This window comes from Colwellia sp. BRX8-7 (assembly GCF_014077275.1).
GTDB lineage: Bacteria > Pseudomonadota > Gammaproteobacteria > Enterobacterales > Alteromonadaceae > Colwellia_A.
The window spans coordinates 15,672-32,158 of sequence record NZ_JACGVP010000015.1 but is presented as its reverse complement, the minus strand read 5'-3'; the positions used below and the strand labels follow the sequence as shown (position 1 = coordinate 32,158).

General features: G+C 37.7%; 17 protein-coding genes and 1 pseudogene. 9 read left to right on the top strand and 9 right to left on the bottom strand.

Annotation, left to right across the window (positions count from 1 at the left end; genetic code table 11):
- Positions 1-144 precede the first annotated feature (144 nt).
- The 5 genes from H4J57_RS14740 to H4J57_RS14720 all read left to right on the top strand — a co-directional run bounded on the left by H4J57_RS14740 (position 145) and on the right by H4J57_RS14720 (position 5,822).
- Complete coding sequence (locus H4J57_RS14740; protein ID WP_182215641.1) at positions 145-753, top strand: hypothetical protein; 609 nt, start codon at positions 145-147, stop codon at positions 751-753.
- Between the two features lie 76 nt (positions 754-829).
- Complete coding sequence (gene map / locus H4J57_RS14735; protein WP_182215639.1) at positions 830-1,618, top strand: type I methionyl aminopeptidase; 789 nt, start codon at positions 830-832, stop codon at positions 1,616-1,618.
- A gap of 116 nt (positions 1,619-1,734) precedes the next feature.
- Entirely contained in the window at positions 1,735-4,356 is a 2,622-nt protein-coding gene (gene glnD, locus H4J57_RS14730) for a [protein-PII] uridylyltransferase (RefSeq protein ID WP_182215637.1), read from the top strand.
- A gap of 37 nt (positions 4,357-4,393) precedes the next feature.
- Positions 4,394-5,224, top strand: coding sequence for a 2,3,4,5-tetrahydropyridine-2,6-dicarboxylate N-succinyltransferase (gene dapD / locus H4J57_RS14725; protein WP_182215635.1), 831 nt, complete (start codon positions 4,394-4,396; stop codon positions 5,222-5,224).
- Positions 5,225-5,492: 268 nt separating this feature from the next.
- Positions 5,493-5,822 carry a hypothetical protein gene (locus tag H4J57_RS14720; RefSeq protein ID WP_182215633.1) on the top strand — a complete coding sequence of 110 codons (330 nt, stop codon included), beginning with the start codon at positions 5,493-5,495 and terminating at the stop codon, positions 5,820-5,822.
- A 13-nt stretch (positions 5,823-5,835) separates the two neighbouring features.
- On the opposite strand, the gene truC is transcribed toward H4J57_RS14720, so the two are convergent.
- Positions 5,836-6,594 (bottom strand): tRNA pseudouridine(65) synthase TruC, encoded by a 759-nt coding sequence (truC, locus tag H4J57_RS14715; RefSeq protein ID WP_220470316.1) that lies wholly within the window; start codon positions 6,592-6,594, stop codon positions 5,836-5,838.
- A gap of 110 nt (positions 6,595-6,704) precedes the next feature.
- Between truC and H4J57_RS14710 the strand changes: the two genes are divergently transcribed.
- Both H4J57_RS14710 and H4J57_RS14705 read left to right on the top strand, forming a co-directional pair.
- The gene (locus H4J57_RS14710; protein WP_182243464.1) at positions 6,705-7,754 is read left to right on the top strand and encodes a DUF3549 family protein; all 1,050 of its coding nucleotides are present in this window, start codon (positions 6,705-6,707) and stop codon (positions 7,752-7,754) included.
- 15 nt (positions 7,755-7,769) lie between these two features.
- A complete protein-coding gene (locus H4J57_RS14705) occupies positions 7,770-8,069 on the top strand; it encodes a DUF3301 domain-containing protein (protein ID WP_070374063.1) in 300 nt (99 codons plus the stop codon).
- 306 nt (positions 8,070-8,375) lie between these two features.
- On the opposite strand, the gene H4J57_RS20385 is transcribed toward H4J57_RS14705, so the two are convergent.
- Positions 8,376-8,726 (bottom strand): CZB domain-containing protein, encoded by a 351-nt coding sequence (locus H4J57_RS20385; RefSeq protein ID WP_259366872.1) that lies wholly within the window; start codon positions 8,724-8,726, stop codon positions 8,376-8,378.
- Positions 8,727-8,828: 102 nt separating this feature from the next.
- Positions 8,829-9,191, bottom strand: a pseudogene (locus H4J57_RS20380) (methyl-accepting chemotaxis protein); the annotation flags it as partial.
- 453 nt (positions 9,192-9,644) lie between these two features.
- On the opposite strand from H4J57_RS20380, the gene H4J57_RS14695 reads away from it, so the two are divergent.
- Positions 9,645-10,160, top strand: coding sequence for a fused DSP-PTPase phosphatase/NAD kinase-like protein (locus H4J57_RS14695; protein ID WP_182243462.1), 516 nt, complete (start codon positions 9,645-9,647; stop codon positions 10,158-10,160).
- 177 nt (positions 10,161-10,337) lie between these two features.
- On the opposite strand, the gene H4J57_RS14690 is transcribed toward H4J57_RS14695, so the two are convergent.
- The 3 genes from H4J57_RS14690 to H4J57_RS14680 form a co-directional block, all read right to left on the bottom strand.
- Complete coding sequence (locus H4J57_RS14690; protein ID WP_182243461.1) at positions 10,338-11,318, bottom strand: MDR family oxidoreductase; 981 nt, start codon at positions 11,316-11,318, stop codon at positions 10,338-10,340.
- 45 nt (positions 11,319-11,363) lie between these two features.
- Positions 11,364-11,996 (bottom strand): TetR/AcrR family transcriptional regulator, encoded by a 633-nt coding sequence (locus tag H4J57_RS14685; RefSeq protein WP_182243460.1) that lies wholly within the window; start codon positions 11,994-11,996, stop codon positions 11,364-11,366.
- A gap of 72 nt (positions 11,997-12,068) precedes the next feature.
- Positions 12,069-12,509 carry a MarR family winged helix-turn-helix transcriptional regulator gene (locus tag H4J57_RS14680; protein WP_182243459.1) on the bottom strand — a complete coding sequence of 147 codons (441 nt, stop codon included), beginning with the start codon at positions 12,507-12,509 and terminating at the stop codon, positions 12,069-12,071.
- Between the two features lie 110 nt (positions 12,510-12,619).
- Here H4J57_RS14680 and H4J57_RS14675 point away from each other — a divergent pair, with 110 nt between their 5' ends.
- Positions 12,620-13,048 (top strand): organic hydroperoxide resistance protein, encoded by a 429-nt coding sequence (locus tag H4J57_RS14675; protein WP_182217973.1) that lies wholly within the window; start codon positions 12,620-12,622, stop codon positions 13,046-13,048.
- Between the two features lie 61 nt (positions 13,049-13,109).
- Here H4J57_RS14675 and H4J57_RS14670 read toward each other — a convergent pair whose 3' ends face one another.
- The 3 genes from H4J57_RS14670 to H4J57_RS14660 form a co-directional block, all read right to left on the bottom strand.
- Positions 13,110-14,132, bottom strand: a complete 1,023-nt coding sequence (locus H4J57_RS14670) for a phospholipase A (RefSeq protein WP_259364953.1) — start codon at positions 14,130-14,132, stop codon at positions 13,110-13,112.
- 107 nt (positions 14,133-14,239) lie between these two features.
- Positions 14,240-15,439: a sodium/glutamate symporter gene (gene gltS, locus H4J57_RS14665; protein ID WP_182221581.1), complete on the bottom strand. Its 1,200-nt coding sequence runs from the start codon at positions 15,437-15,439 to the stop codon at positions 14,240-14,242.
- Between the two features lie 217 nt (positions 15,440-15,656).
- On the bottom strand, positions 15,657-16,442 hold the full coding sequence (locus tag H4J57_RS14660; RefSeq protein ID WP_182243458.1) for a 2OG-Fe(II) oxygenase: 786 nt from the start codon (positions 16,440-16,442) through the stop codon (positions 15,657-15,659).
- Positions 16,443-16,487: the final 45 nt, after the last annotated feature.

The window sequence follows — 16,487 nt, the reverse complement described above, 5'->3', positions numbered from 1 at the left end:
AAGGCTAGAAATTAACAATTAAAGGTCAATATTTCTTAATTAATATAGTAATAATATTACTGGGATAATTTTACTGTACGCGCTAAAATTAGCGGTTCTATATTTTATTAAATTTTTGACTTAACACTACGGCGATATATGACCATGTCTACTGAACTCTTTTTTATTTATGACACACACTGCCCTTGGAGCTTTGCGACAACTTCTTTAGTTAAAGAAATTGCTGATGCTTATCCAAATATCACTTTAAATTTATGGCACAGTGCTCACTATGAAGGAGATGAGAAAGTCAGCCGAAAAACTATTGATGCCGTTGAAGATGACGCTAACATTGAATTTAGTCACGAATATGTGAAGACACTTAACGTAGAGAAAGACTCAACATTAAGTGCTAATTTAATAGGATGGGTCAGTCAAAAAGTGCCTCACTTAACTTTAGAGCTTATTACCGCTATCCAAAAACAGCATTTTGAACAAGGCACAGCGTTTACGCACGAAAGTGATTTTCAGCCTATCATTGATGAACTTAAGCTATCACCGCCTGCAAAAGTATTTAAAGAAGGTAAAATAGCTAAGGAAGCCGAATTTGTTTTACAAGAAATTTATGACTTTCAAGAGTATATTGGTACAAAAGCGATCCCCGCATTACTAATTGCTCATAATGAAAACCTAACCTTACTCAATCATAACTTATATTTACAAAACCCTAGTGCAATAATAGAAGCTGTTGAGCTTGAACTTGCAAAAAACTAGACCAATAGACAATAACGACACTTTTAGGCAAAATAACAACCGTAGCCTTTACACTAAACAGACAATAGAGGAATAAATGGGTATTACAATTAAAACTCAGCAAGAAATAGAAAAAATGCGTATAGCAGGAAAACTTGCCGCCGACGTATTAGAGATGATCACACCTTATGTAAAAGCAGGTGTGACAACCAATGAGTTAAATACCCTATGCGCTGACTATACTGACAAAGTGCAAGATGCCATTTCAGCGCCATTAAATTATCATGGCTTTCCTAAATCAATTTGTACCTCAGTTAATCACGTGGTGTGTCATGGTATTCCTAACGACGTGCCATTAGTTGATGGCGACATCGTTAATTTGGACATCACTGTTATTAAAGATGGCTATCACGGTGATACCAGTAAAATGTTTCTTATTGGCGAAGTAAGTCTTGAAGATAATCGTTTATGTCGTATCACCAGAGAAGCTTTGTATGTCGGATTGAAAAAAGTAAAACCTGGCAACACCTTTGGTGAGATTGGCACTGCTATTCAAAAGTTTTTAAAAAAATCAGGTCGTTACTCTATTGTAAAAGAATATTGTGGCCATGGTATTGGCAGCGTTTTTCATGAAGAACCACAGATCGTTCATTATAAAAATACCGACAAAGAAAAAATGCTTGAAGGTATGTGTTTTACTATCGAACCTATGGTTAACCTTGGTCGTGCTAATACACTACTAGATAAAGAAGATAATTGGACCGTTTACACCTTAGACGGCAAAAAGTCGGCACAATGGGAACATACACTTGTGGTTACTCGCACAGGCTGTGAAATTTTAACATTACATAGCGATGATACGATTCCAAGACACCTACATAACTAGTTTTATTACTGGTTTTGTTAACAAAGTATAAGTTAGCGATAGTCGTTATTTGCTTTTTAATGGCTAAATAAAGCATGATGTCTATCGCCTTAACTTATTGAGTAAAATATTCAGCTATGCAAACTCTTTTTCCGATAGAATATAGTACCCCATTAGCCGTTAGCTCCCCTTTTATTTCTACTCAAGATATTTGTCAACTTAGCCGCGATTTTCAGCAATGGCAAAAAGATAAATTTCCTTATGTAGAGGTATCCATATTAGTGTCAACGCGTTCAGAGTTTGTTGACAAAATTCTCCATAAACTTTGGTGCCAGCACAATTTAGATGAAGATCAAATTAGCTTACTTGCTGTTGGTGGTTATGGTCGAGGTGAATTACATCCTTATTCTGATGTCGATATATTATTACTGACTAAAGAAAAGATCAGTGATGCCTTATCCGAAAAAATATCTGCTTTTATTACTCAGCTATGGGATGTAAAGCTCGATATTGGTCACAGTGTCCGCAGTGTTAAAGAATGTGTAAAACAAGCAAAAAGCGACGTTACCATAGCGACAAACCTGATGGAAATGCGCCAAATTTGTGGCAATGAAGCCCTCACTCAGAATTTATATCCGTTATTGGCAAAAGATGGCTTTTGGACCTCAAAAAAATTCTTCTTGGCCAAACGCGAAGAACAATATGAACGCCACCAACAATACCATGGTGCATCTTATACGCTAGAGCCCAATTTAAAAGCTAATCCGGGTGGCCTGCGAGACATTCAAACCATAGCTTGGGTTGCCAAACGACATTTTGTTGCCGACTCACTTGAAGAACTTGTTGCCCATCACTATTTAACACAAAACGAATTTTTTGAATTATTAGAGTGTCAAGACTACCTATGGCGGATGCGTGCCGCTTTGCACATTATTGCGGGTCGTAATGAAAACCGTTTACTCTTTGACTACCAAGGTGAAGTTGCCAGTTTAATGGGCTTTGGTGATGAAGGTAAATTTGCTATTGAACGCATGATGAAGCGATTTTTTCGTATTATTGGCCGTGTTGCTGAACTTAATAAAATGCTATTACAGCATTTTGAATATGCCATTATCAAAAAGAATCATCCGGTTGAAAAGATCCCTCTGACTAAAGATTTTATTATTATTGATGGCCAAATAAATGCAGTAAATGACAGAGTTTTTATGAGTTCAGTAAAAATTATGGAACTGTTTTTACTGGTTGCTCAAAATGAAAATATTACCGATTTACACCCTCAGACACTAAGATTATTAAGAAATGCCCGTAGACGTTTAATTTCAGGGCTGATGGATTACGCCGAATGTCGACGAATCTTCATCGAAATTATGAAGCATCCTAATGGCTTAGGCTTAACCTTTAGCTTAATGCATCGCCATTCGATTATTGCCGCTTATTTACCACAATGGCGAAGTATTGTTGGGCAGATGCAGTTTGATTTATTTCATGCATATTCAGTTGATGAACATAGCTACCGCTTAATTAAAAATATTTACCGTTTTAGCCAACCTCAACACGACAATGATTATCCGCTTTGTAGCAAGATAATGCAGCGTATTCGTAAGCCAGAAGTATTATATATTGCAGGCATTTTTCACGATATTGCGAAAGGTCGTGGTGGTGACCATGCAAAGTTAGGTGCAGTTGATGCCTTAGAATTTAGCAAGGTTCACCCGATAAGTGATCACGATGGGCGCATGATAGCCTGGTTAGTCAAAAACCATTTAGTGATGTCGGTAACCGCACAACGTCGAGATATTGCTGATGAAGAAGTGATCAGAAATTTTGCTGCTATTGTCAGGGATGAAGCTCACTTAGATTATCTCTATTGTTTAACCGTTGCTGATATGCGTGCAACCAATGAAAGTTTATGGAATAGCTGGAAAGCAAATTTACTGCAAGAGCTTTATTTTAATACCAAAAGAGCCTTTCGCCGCGGACTCGAAAAACAAGTTGATTTACGTGCAAAAACACGAGAAAACCAAGAAAAAGCACTTGAACTGCTCAAAGATTACGAGTGCGATGCTAATCAAATTAGAACCTTTTGGAAAAAGCTTAAAGCCGAATATTTTTTACGTTATTCACCGGTACAAATTGCTTGGCATAGCCGTCATATAATAAAACATAGTATCGTAAAACCTTTAGTGTTGATCAGTCCTAAGCCTTATCGAGGCGGTACTGAAATATTTATTTATACCAAAGCCTCAGCAAATATTTTTGCAAAAATGGTGACCTTACTCGACGCGCAGCGTTTATCGATTCATGATGCTAAAATAATTAGCAGTAAGAAAGGCTATACCTTAAATACGTTTGTGGTATTAGATCAAAAAAACAGAGCGATTACGGACAGCAGTCGGGCATTAGATATAGCAAACAAACTCACTAAATCATTAATGAAACCACTGCCAAAAGTAAAAAACAAACCTGCTCCCGCTTATATTGATAACTTTAAAGTTCCCACTAAAGTGAGCTTTATCGAAACAGCAACCGATAAAACTACGGTATTAGAAATAATTGCGCTTGATCATCCCGGCCTATTAGCTAAATTTGCCAAAATTTTTCAAGAAAACAAACTAAATATTCACTCAGCAAAAATCACAACTTTTGGTGAAAAGATAGATGATGTTTTTACGGTTTCAAACACTGATAATTTAGCGTTAACACAAGAACAACAGCAAAAACTTTCAGCGATGCTATGTGAAAAACAATTTAGCATTTAACACTTTAGACCATAAATTTAAAAGAATAGGAATTACCATGTCAAACTTACAAAGCACCATAGAACAAGCTTTTGAAGATCGAATGAACATCACGCCAAAAACGGTTTCAACTGAAGTAAAGCAGGCGGTGTTAAACGCATTAGCCGCCTTAAATGATGGTTCAGCACGTGTTGCAGAAAAAGTAGCCGGTGAATGGGTTGTTCATCAGTGGCTAAAAAAAGCAGTTTTACTCTCTTTTAGAATTTGGGACAACGCAGTCATCGACGGCGCCGAAAGTACCTTTTTTGATAAAGTTCCGATGAAATATACTGATTACACACAAGCAGACTTTGAAGCTGACGGTGTTCGTGTCGTTCCTGGAGCATCTGTGCGCACGGGTAGTTTTATTGGTAAGAATGTAGTGGTTATGCCAAGCTTTGTTAATATCGGCGCTTATGTTGATGAAGGCTGTATGGTCGATGCATGGGCAACTGTCGGTTCATGTGCTCAAATTGGTAAGAATGTACACTTATCTGGTGGTGTTGGTATCGGTGGAGTTTTAGAGCCTTTACAAGCAGGACCAACTATTATTGAAGATAATTGCTTTATTGGTGCACGATCGGAAATTGTTGAAGGTGTAGTTGTTGAAGAAGGCGCAGTAATCTCTATGGGCGTTTACATTGGTCAAAGTACTCGCATTTTTGACCGTGAAACGGGTGAAATACATTATGGACGTGTGCCAGCAGGCTCAGTAGTCGTACCGGGCAACTTACCTTCTAAGTGTGGTACCTACAGTTTATACGCAGCGATAATTGTTAAAAAAGTTGATGCTAAAACACGCGCAAAAGTTGGTATTAATGCTTTACTTCGTTCGGTATCAGAAGAATAAAGCGATAAATTCTTTGTAAAAATAGCGGTGAATTTATCACCGCTATTTTTTTGACAGCTGAACAGTCTTTGCTATAGCTTGGCTGTCAAAGTTAATGATCTTTACAAAAACACCTGCTTTCATTAAATAAAAAATTTAAAAATTCTTTATAAATAACAGTTAATTAATTATTCTCACTTCATTTAGCTCAACTGATTTAACAATCAATAAAACACTTGGCATACCATTTGCCATCTAGAGGTATCACTTGTTTAATTATTGACTGATCATGAAAAATATTTTAACTTTGCTTGTTGTTCTTAGCGCTTTATTTCTGACGGCTTGTCGCTCGACCCCACAAGTAGCAATAGAAAAAAAACCATTGCTCTCTGACCATCATTTGATGATGTCATTGCTTCATCGTCCAGTAACGGAAGATCAGCAAATGATGTTAGCATTTGCTCAGCAACGCGAACGTTATAGTAATGATATTTTTGTTAATACTGTCAATATTAAAGGGCCAAAAATTAGCGACGATAATAGCCAACGAACCACACATGTTTATGCTGCTTTAATTGCTAGAGATGTAAATTCTATTCGTATTATTACCGCTGAATAAGCTAATGTAATGATTACGTTAAGGTCTTTATTATTTTAGTCTCCCAAGATAGTTCATCAAAAACCTCTAGCCATTGCTGATCAAATTCAGCTTCAATTGTCAGCTGTACGTTGGTAATAGGGTGAATAAATACTACTTTTTTAGCGATTAACATCAGCCGCTTAAAGCCAAAATGTTCAATAAAAAATGGATTTTGTTTATTATCCCCATAATTAATATCACCTAAAATAGGATGGCGTAAATGTGCTAAATGACGGCGAATTTGATGTCTTCTTCCCGTGGTAGGCAGTAATTTAATTAATGAATAACGCACACTATCAAATTTACCGACCTTAATAGGTAAACTTGCAGTTAATAAAGACTCGTAGTGAGTAACAGCATCTTGCGGTGCTTTATCAAGGCTAACATTTTTATCACCTAATTTATCGAGCTTCTCTTTAAGGGGATAATCTATTTCGCCTGCCCCCAGTAAGTGACCCCGCGTCAAAGCAAAGTATGTTTTTTGAATTTTTTTATCAATAAACACTTGCCCCATTAATCGGGCTACTTCTTCGTTTAAACCAAATAATAGAACACCTGATGTCGGGCGATCTAATCGGTGAAGGGGATAAACATATTTACCCACTTGGTCACGCACCAATTGTAAGGCAAAATATATTTCATCTTTATCCATATAACTTCTATGAACAAAAAGTCCTGCTGGTTTGTCAACGGCAACAATGTAATCATCTTGATATAATATCGTTAAGATGGGTTTTTCATCAAAAGGCATGATTATCTCTAGGTTTCTTATCTGCTATGCAAAAAGCAAATAGTATTGATCTATTATTATCTCTATAATGCCAACATTATTCGATTATTATTTTATTTATTATTTAAGCTATGAATACTATTTCTTCTATTTCTGAATTATTAAAGCTTTCTGGCTCTCAATATCGGGTATTTGATATTGGCCGAAAAATAGATAAATTATCAAAAGATAGTTTTACTAAAATTGAAGCAAACCAGATCCCTTATCCATTCCCTTCTCAAGGCCATGCCTTTATAGCAATAGCTTTTTGGCAAAAGCAAAACGCTTCACCATATTTATGGTTTGTAAAGATACCTCTTGATGAGCGTGGTTTACTTAACTTAGCCGCAAGGGATCATTTTATAGCTATTATTATTGAAGCATTAGGTGCTGAACTTAGTACGGCGCCAAGCGAGCAACAAGAAGCCTTACTTAAAAGTAATCCTTATCATTTTACTCCGCCACAATACAAACTAGCCTATATGAACAGTTTAATTTCGCTAGAAACAAAAAATAATAGTAGCCAATATTTTTCAGGCGCATTAAGTTATTTATCGGGCGAAAATTCTTGGCAGGATTACCACAACGTAGGCGTGCAAGGCTTAAATGATTTTGCCGTACGTTTATCAGCTAAAGAAATACAAAAAATAATAGTCAACGCTCTTCCTCAATTACCTTCGCAGGTTCTTAAGCCATTATGTTCAGCATTAGAAAATGTTAAGTTATCAGTAGATATTATTGATAGACTCATTGCAGAATTTAAGCTGCGTGAGAGTGCAAAAGATGAAGACAGTAACGCTGAGCTGAGTTTTATATTACGAAGTTTATCATCAAGTTGTGAACACCCTCATGTGGTAATATTTATTAATACCCTGATTAAGCAAGCGTCGCCTGCACAAGAAATGTCTGAAGAAATAGCGATAGTGATTGCTGGAAGATGTTGGCAAGTTTTCACCAGTGAACCGCAAATCATGTCTTTTTTGGAGTTATTAGTAACTCAGCATGATATTGCCGTTTTCCAAGCTATTTTTAAAGATTTAGTGGCTATTCCTACTTTACGGCCATTAATATTTCAATGTATGAGAGCGCCAAACCGTAGCGATGAGTTAAGTAAAGCTATTGGTATGTTATTTCAACGCTAATGATAGAGAGCTAGAATGGAAAATATTTATTTATTACTGATTGTCTGTTTATTTTTGTGGTATTTCATTTACCTTAGAAAAGTTTCAGAATTCGCATTACGCCACATAACAGCATATTGTGAAAAAGATGGTTTGCAGTTCATTTCGCTTTCGCGGCGATCAAGTCGCTTAACCTTTAGCAAAGCTTTGGGACCCCATTGGATCAGTATTTTTGATTTTGAGTTCAGCGGTGACGGTGAGTCAAGTTATCAAGGTCAAGCAACATTAAAGGGTTACAAATTAGAAAACACCCATGTGCCCATGTACAAAATATAAGTACTTACCAACGAGTGACCTAGCGACTAAAAGCTAAATAATAAACGCAGACCGCCATTGGCCGCTCGGTAACTGCTGCTGCATTACCCTAATCTCTACTCCCTGCATCTATGCAGTTCTGAACATATACGTTCCTTGGCGTCCATGCCACCACGTTATACCGTTCATCCTGAACATATACGTTCCTTGGCAGCGAAGGTATCGATACCTAAGAGCTGTCATGACCGTTGACGTACAAGGATGCACTAATGTATCAAAAGACAGGATGTCTGAGAGAGGCCATCCTGAACAATAAAAGCTAAAGTGCTACTTTTTAGTTGCTGAATTAATATTTTGAGCAACTTGTTGAGAAAGCCCCGTTAATGCATCAACCACTTTAAAACTCGCATTTTCCATAACAGTAAGGGCTTTTAATGCACGAGCCGAGTCTCCAGCATTATGAGCCTTTAACGCCTCAAGCCCATGACTATGAACATCGATATGTGGGCCTTCTATTTGTTTAAAAGCGCTTTGTGTTGCATATTTTTCAGCGCCCTCCCCTTGATAAAACCATTTCCCTAATCGACACATAGTATGATCAGCAAAATCTTCAAGGCATTTATCAGACATACCTAACATCACCTTATAGACGTCAAGTTTCCAAACAACGTGATCCATTTTAACCGTCTGTAAGAATGCATCGGCTGTTGAATGAGTAATAACCGAATACATATTTTTTGATAATGACACAATACGATTCGCGGTATCTTCAATAGAAGAAGTACTGGCACTTATTGCTTGGCTCTTCTCGCCTACTTGACCAATACCATTAATAACATCGCCCATTTGTGTATTAACTTGCTCTATTAAGTTAGATATTTCATTGGAAGCCTCCGCTGAGCGTTGGGCTAATGTTCTAACTTCGTCAGCAACAACAGCAAAGCCTCGGCCTTGTTCTCCAGCCCTTGCTGCTTCTATGGCGGCATTTAACGCTAATAAGTTAGTTTGATCAGAAATACCTTTAATGATATTAACAAAGTCATTAATGCCAGAAGTCACTGTTTTCAATTGGTCAACTGATGTTGATGCCGATTGCGTCTCATTAGAAATCTCTGACGTGGAAATAATATTTGTTGCTAACATATCCATGATTTGATCAAAGAGTTGCTGCGACGACTGAAAGGTATCACGATGCTCAATCATACCGGTAGATGAAGATGCTAACTCTTGACGAATTTGGTCAATTAAACTTGAAGACTGCATCCAAAGCTTATTCAAATCTTCATGTGTACGAGCACGACTATCGTTAGTAGACATATCTTCAGCTAACTGAGAATTATCATTTTCGGCTAATAATAATTTTTCTTCTAGTGATTCAATACGATTTTTTAATTGGTTATTCTCAATTTTCAAACGAGAGATTTCTTCTTTTTTTTTTGCACCAAAAATCATTTTATTTTGCTACCTTTAATATCAACTTTTATACAATTAATATATATTAAAAAACTGCTATGACTAGCGCTTTTTACATCTTTTCATAAAGTATGTTCAAAACAAAAATCATATAAAGTTAATTCGCCAATTGGAAGTACACTAATGAATAAACAAGCAAGCGTAGTTTTTATCTTTTTAATTTTAATGTTCACTTTATCTGGTTTTAGCCAAGCTAATGACGTTAGTGATAAGCTCTCAGCCAAAAATGCTACACAATATAGCCAGCAATTTATTATTGGTGGGCAACCCAGCGAAAATGATCTCATTATGCTGTCAAAAAGTGGTATTAAAACGGTAATAAATTTACGGGGTACTGGTGAATTTGACGATTTTGACGAACAAGTTAAAGTAGAAGCCTTGGGCATGAATTATATTGCGATACCTATTAGTGGTGCCAGTGATATCAATAAAGAAAATCTCGCATTATTTACTGCTGCCATCACAAATAAAGAACAAGCTTTTGTTCATTGCGCCAGCGGTAACCGTGTTGGTGCTATGTTCGCATTAGATGCGCACTTCAATCACAATAAAAGCATTGATGAGGCGATTTTTACAGGAAAAAAAGCGGGGTTAACTAGCTTAGAAGCTACCGTTAAAAAAGTGTTAAAGACTCAATAACGTTTACAATCCAGCTGTCTTAATGTTTTAAAGGCTCAAGAAATGCTTGAGCCTTTACTCTTTGTTAGTTACAGCTAACTAAGATGTTCTATTATAAAAAGTTTTTAATAACTACCGGTAGTTATGAGTAGAAACTTACAAAATATCAGTTTGTACTCATTTAACTTATAGCTTTCACTAACTGATATTAACAACCACTCGACCACGCACTTTGCCTGCCATTAAATCACTGGCCACATCGACAGCTTCTACCAAGGTGATGTCGGTAGAAATATCTTCAAAAATATCGGGGTCTAAAATATCAGCAAGTCGTTGCCATGCTTCAATCCTGTCTGCGAGTGGGCGCATCACACTATCAATACCCGCTAAAGTTATGCCACGTAAAATAAAAGGTGCAACAGAGGCAGGAAAATCGATGCCTTGCGCTAAACCACAGGCTGCAACAGTGCCACCATATTTCATACTCGCACAAACATTCGCTAACGTATGACTACCTACTGAGTCAATTGCGCCAGCCCAACGTTCTTTTGTCATTGGGCGACCAGGTTGCGATAACGTTTCACGGTCGATAACGGCTGATGCACCTAGTTTTTCTAGATATTTTACTTGATCAACGCGACCTGTTGAAGCAACAACTGTATAGCCTAATTTCGCTAGGATTGCGATTGAAAAACTACCGACACCACCGTTTGCTCCGGTCACTAAAATTTCACCTTTATCTGGAGTGACGCCATTTTTTTCAAGTGCTATTACACAAAGCATCGCGGTATAACCTGCCGTACCAATAGCCATGGCTTGGCGTGGCGTAAATGCTTTTGGCAATGGGATCAACCATTCACTTTTTAATCGAGCTTTTTCAGCTAAACCGCCACAGTGCATTTCACCGACACCAAAACCATTGAGTAGTACACTATCGCCAACCTCAAACTTATCACTCTCAGTGTGTTCAACTGTTCCGACTAAATCGATACCGGGAACCATAGGGAATTGTCTAACTACCGGACCTTTACCTGTGATGGCCAAAGCATCTTTGTAATTAAGCGTGCTATGAGAAACTTTAACGGTAACATCACCTTCTGGCAGTAAGTTGTCGTCAATATCTTTAACTGTCGCGCGGTAACCTTGGTCGTCTTTTTCAATTAAAATGCCTTTAAACATCTGCTACTCCTTATTTAGACCGATCGTCTATAAATGATGAAAAAATTATCGGGGTAAACCGACTATGTAAAAATTCAGGTAATTATCTAAGGGTGAAGTATTTTGAACTAGCTTTGCTCTACTAACCGCGCCTTCCCAACCCATCCAAAAGTATTCAGCCAGTCGATCGCAATCTGCGTTTGGTGAGATTTGACCTTGCTTTTGTGCTGCTCTGAGACATGTAGCCAAGCGATACTGCCAACAAAGGAATATATCAATCAATTGCTGTCTAAAACTTTCAGGAAGTAAATCAATTTCTTGGCCTAGATTGCCGATTAAACAACCACGCTTAAATTGATAGCGGACCATGCCTACTTTGGCGCTTTCAACGAAATGACTAATACGTGTTAAAGGAGGAAATGCTTCATCCAACAAACATGCATCTAACTTGTTAGCAAAATAATTAGCGTAGTTTTCAATGACCGCCTGACCAAAAGCTTCTTTGCTGGCAAAATAATGATAAAAAGATCCTTTGGGTACAGCCACTTTCTTTAAGATCTGATCAATTCCTGAAGAGGCAAAGCCATTTTCAGTGAGTTGTTCTAGACCACTGCGAATTAACTCCGCTTTGGTATCTTGATTTTCACGCGCTACTTTGGGCGGTCTACCGCGGCGTGCTTTAATTGCTGGAATATTCATTTATTAATAATAGACCGATCGTCTAGTTAATGCGAGTATTATTATTTTAACTGGTGGTTTATTTACATTTTGTTATGTTTTTATCGCTAAATCATTGACTACTAGGTCGAGTAATTCCATAAGTTGTCTGGCTTGTGTGCTGTTAATATGGGTAAATTTGCAACTGATTGTATTAGGAATACTTGCAGCCTTTATTTTTAATTCTTGCCCTTGTTGTGTTAATTGCACTAGGCGCTTGCGCTTGTCGTTGTCGTCTTTAATTATTTCTAGAAGGCGCTTATCAACCATTTTCTTTAAAATTTGTGTCATCGCCCCACCATCAATCATGGTTTTATCTAAAAGCTCAGCAATAGTTATTTTGTCATGCTCCCACAATGCCATCATGACCACATATTGGGGGTAAGTAATATTGAGTTCGCTTAGTGGCTCACGGTAAGCGCGAACAATACTGTTTGATGCCATATATAATCGATGGCAAAGCTGGTTTTTAAGTTTTAATTGATCAAATGACATAATACTCTCCTGAAGGTTACATTTTAATTTGCACACAAAGTATTTGCAATCAGTATTTGTTTCCTATATATTTTGCATGCAAAGTAAATATTAATGACTTGGAGTTTATTATGAACGTATTAGAAAACATTGCTTACACAGCAAAAGCAACAGCAACGGGTGGCCGCGCAGGTACAGCAAAATCTGATGATGGTCGCTTAGACATAACCTTATCTACGCCAAAAGGTTTAGGTGGAGATGATGGACAAGGTACAAACCCTGAGCAATTATTCGCTGCTGGTTATGCTGCTTGTTTTATTGGTGCACTTAAATTTGTTGCTGGTGAAGAAAAAATCAGTTTGCCGAGCGAAACTTATATTAATTCAGAAGTCTCTATTGGTGCTATTGAAGGTGGTTTTGGTATTGCGGTAAAATTAGCGATATCATTAGGTGATATGGATAAAGCACAAGCGCAAACAATGGTAGATAAAGCGCATCTTGTGTGCCCTTACTCAAATGCGACACGTGGTAACATTGAAGTCGTACTTTCAGTAATTTAATATCCGACATAGTTTGACAATAAAGCACGCCTTTATAAAATAAAGCGCGTGTTTTTTTTTGCTATAAAATATCACTGAGTGAGATGCCAATACCAAACCTAGTTTGACTATAGTTATAATCGATAAGGCTTTCACCATAACCAGTAAACACCATTGCGTAGCCCCTTAGTTTACCCCATAGCGGAAAAGTAAAACCAAGCTCAGCAGCGCCGTAATGACTACTGAAATTTTGTCGACCTTTGAAATTGAATTCATAGTCACGCCATTTATAGGCCATGCTTAACTCAAAGTTACCCATGTAATCTTCGATATCAGGGTTATCGTCTCCGTCGGGATCTAAAGCAAAAGTTTTTTCCTTCTCAGATAACCTTATCCAAGGTTTAATCGATAGCGCAAATTTTTCTTTCTCAAAAAGGATATGTGTGTAAATACGATTCCAACTACGTGATAAGTCTTGTGCTCGCCCGTTAGATTCGTGCTCTACCCCGACAATAAAGCCCGTATTACCTCCAAACGGATGCCAGTTAAGCGGTGCAAGATAGAATATTTCTGGCTGATAATTTGTTTCTCGAAAGGGTTTAGAAATGCCACTCGCATAAATTTGCCACCAGGCACTTAAGGTAAAAGCTGCGTAAAGCCCATCGCCTTCTATAAATATTTTGTCATAATTTAAGGGGACTTTAAGGCTTAGTTGAAATTTTGCTTCAACATTTTCTAAGTTGTCTTCATACCCTTCAAAGGATCTATATGCTTGCTTGTTCACTTTATTTGTTGTCATTGCTGGCAATACAAAATTCATTCTATGAGGAGTAAGCACATAAGGTTCAAACTCAGTCATTTTCTCACGTTTTATTCTATCGGTAATACCGCCTGTTCTACTCTGTAATTCTGTTTGCTCGGTCTTTTTTTGTTGTCTAGTGATATCATTTTCTTGGCTAGCACAAACAGATCTAATTTCGCCAAGCGTCATCGATTCAGCGCCAAGGGTAAACAACTTCATGACGCATGACGCTTTATCTTGCTTAGCACTTACGTATGTCGAAACAAAAATTAATATAAATGCCAATGGCAGCGGATTTTTCATTAGAGTATTCCTTTAAGTAGACAAACAAAGCGAACAGTTACAGCCGTTTTAAAAGCCAATAAGTCGCTAACGCTAAACTTTCTCGATGTAGGCAAAGTCAATGCGCTTTAAAAATTTAGGGCTATCCTGATGATAAAGGCATTGGTAATATCAACAAAAAATGCACCGACCAAAGGTAATATAATGAAAGCCATTGGTGCAGCGCCATGCGCTTTAGTCACCGCCGTCATATTCGCAATAGCGGTTGGTGTTGCCCCCAGCGCAAAACCACCAAAGCCGGCACTTAAAACAGCGGCTTGATAGTTTCGCCCCATTAATGGAAATAAAATATAAATAATAAATAACACCGCAACACAGGTCTGTACACCTAAAATTATAAATAATGGCCCGGCTAAATCAGCTAGGGTCCAAAGTTGCATACTCATCAGTGACATAGTTAAAAATAGGCTCAATGAAAAGTCAGAAACGATGGCCAATGAGCGAGTTCTAGCGGGCCAATGTAATTTAGGTAAGAGATGAGGAACCGTGTTGGACAGTAAAATTCCTGCTAACAGGCAAGTCACAAAAAGCGGTAATTTTAAGCCCATCTCCATAAACATCTTATTGGCAAAAAAACCAATAATGATACAAATATGAATAACCAGTAATACCGCCATAAAACTCAGGTGGCTAAAGGACTCTGTATCCGTTTTATGATAAGCAATACCGATAGAAGGCTTTGCTGTTGATTCACTTGAAAGCTGGTACTTAGCCAATAAATATTTAGCAATAGGTCCACCAACTAAACTCGCTACAACAAGTCCAAGCGTAGCAGCTGCAACACCTATTTCAAGAGCATTAGGTATACCAAGTTCAACAGCATCGGGAGCCCAAGCTATTGCTGTGCCATGACCGCCAATTAAAGAAACCGAGCCAGCTAACACGCCAATGGTTGATGGTAAATCAAGAAGTATTGCGCTGGTTATGCCAACAACATTCTGGATCACAATAAAAGACAGAGTTAATACTAATAATATCAGCAGAGGTTTTCCCCCTTTAACTAAATCAGAAAACCTAGCGTTGAGCCCAATAGCGGTAAAAAAATAGACTAACAGTCGATCTCGGGTTGATAAGTCAAACGCTATTTCGCTACCCGTGAAAATATAGACTGCATAGATAAATAGAGCAGCAAGCAAGCCCCCCGTTACTGGCTCTGGAATATTAAAATCTCGGAGAAACTTAATATTTTTTGTTAAATACACACCCATAAAAAATACCACTATACCTATAGTGTAAGACATATAATTATCAAAGGGCATTTCAATCATAAGGTATATCCAATTTTACTTTTTCTATCCATGGCAAGACTAAAAATAAGCGCGTCAATAAGGCTAATGCTCATCTGACAAAATATCTCAGCTATATTGACTGATATTCTTTACGTGTTCAATAAGCAGTCACCTTAAAAGTTATTAGATTTGCTCTACCGACGACAAAGCACTTTTACACACGTCAATGTAAAGCGACTTGGCCATTGAGAAACACTTATAATTCAAATAAAACATCACTGCGAATGATATATTTAATCCCCTCAGTAATAGGTAGAGAGCTATGAATACATTGTAAAGGATGCATACCATGAGGAAAACATAATATACCGCCTACTGGGGTTCGAACATCGACATTTTTAACCCTGTCATTTCTTGATGCTGGCTGGTTGGGATCATCAGCATTGACTAAAAAACGTGTCTCTCCACCTTGAAAGTCTTCACTTAATAAGATTAAAAAAGTCATTTCACTATATCGGTCAGAATAAGCATTAGTGACTAGCTCGTCACCAATAATGCGACTACCCGGCCAAGAGCCATCAGAATGAGGCTTAAAGTAGTCAGCAGGGTTATAACGATAGAATCTAAAACGTGCATTGATCCCTAACGCTTTACGACCACCAAAAATAGCCTGTCGGTCATCCATTAAATGCGCAATGCGTTGCCAAATAGTGCCATCAGTTTGTTCATCAACTATCCAGGTTAAACTGTCATTGTGTCGAACACTGCGCGGCAAAGAAACGGCAGCATCTGGCAAGAAACCTAATTGTTCACTAATATCGATAAGCTGCGCGCACTCATCTTTGCTCAAGACATTCAATAATTGAAATGCTCCAGGCACCTCTATCAGTTCTCGACGTTCAATATGACTGATATCAAAATCTTTGCTCAAATTAGCAGGATTAACCTGACGGTTCCCCCATGCAGGTAAAGCCGGGTGCTCTGCGCCGGCTTCTAATGCGGCGACAAAAAAGTCAGTGTTTGTGTCTATTGTTTGTTTCATATTTTACTCTTTCAATAATGGGTATACTGGCCTTAACGCATTTGC

Excerpts from the sequence above, each read along its gene's own strand:
- H4J57_RS14740 (WP_182215641.1), top strand. The coding sequence starts at position 145 with ATGTCTACTGAACTCTTTTTTATTTATGACACACACTGCCCTTGGAGC.
- map (WP_182215639.1), top strand. The coding sequence starts at position 830 with ATGGGTATTACAATTAAAACTCAGCAAGAAATAGAAAAAATGCGTATA.
- glnD (WP_182215637.1), top strand. The coding sequence starts at position 1,735 with ATGCAAACTCTTTTTCCGATAGAATATAGTACCCCATTAGCCGTTAGC.
- dapD (WP_182215635.1), top strand. The coding sequence starts at position 4,394 with ATGTCAAACTTACAAAGCACCATAGAACAAGCTTTTGAAGATCGAATG.
- H4J57_RS14720 (WP_182215633.1), top strand. The coding sequence starts at position 5,493 with ATGAAAAATATTTTAACTTTGCTTGTTGTTCTTAGCGCTTTATTTCTG.
- truC (WP_220470316.1), bottom strand. The coding sequence starts at position 6,594 with ATGCCTTTTGATGAAAAACCCATCTTAACGATATTATATCAAGATGAT.
- H4J57_RS14710 (WP_182243464.1), top strand. The coding sequence starts at position 6,705 with ATGAATACTATTTCTTCTATTTCTGAATTATTAAAGCTTTCTGGCTCT.
- H4J57_RS14705 (WP_070374063.1), top strand. The coding sequence starts at position 7,770 with ATGGAAAATATTTATTTATTACTGATTGTCTGTTTATTTTTGTGGTAT.
- H4J57_RS20385 (WP_259366872.1), bottom strand. The coding sequence starts at position 8,726 with ATGGATCACGTTGTTTGGAAACTTGACGTCTATAAGGTGATGTTAGGT.
- H4J57_RS14695 (WP_182243462.1), top strand. The coding sequence starts at position 9,645 with ATGAATAAACAAGCAAGCGTAGTTTTTATCTTTTTAATTTTAATGTTC.
- H4J57_RS14690 (WP_182243461.1), bottom strand. The coding sequence starts at position 11,318 with ATGTTTAAAGGCATTTTAATTGAAAAAGACGACCAAGGTTACCGCGCG.
- H4J57_RS14685 (WP_182243460.1), bottom strand. The coding sequence starts at position 11,996 with ATGAATATTCCAGCAATTAAAGCACGCCGCGGTAGACCGCCCAAAGTA.
- H4J57_RS14680 (WP_182243459.1), bottom strand. The coding sequence starts at position 12,509 with ATGTCATTTGATCAATTAAAACTTAAAAACCAGCTTTGCCATCGATTA.
- H4J57_RS14675 (WP_182217973.1), top strand. The coding sequence starts at position 12,620 with ATGAACGTATTAGAAAACATTGCTTACACAGCAAAAGCAACAGCAACG.
- H4J57_RS14670 (WP_259364953.1), bottom strand. The coding sequence starts at position 14,132 with ATGAAAAATCCGCTGCCATTGGCATTTATATTAATTTTTGTTTCGACA.
- gltS (WP_182221581.1), bottom strand. The coding sequence starts at position 15,439 with ATGATTGAAATGCCCTTTGATAATTATATGTCTTACACTATAGGTATA.
- H4J57_RS14660 (WP_182243458.1), bottom strand. The coding sequence starts at position 16,442 with ATGAAACAAACAATAGACACAAACACTGACTTTTTTGTCGCCGCATTA.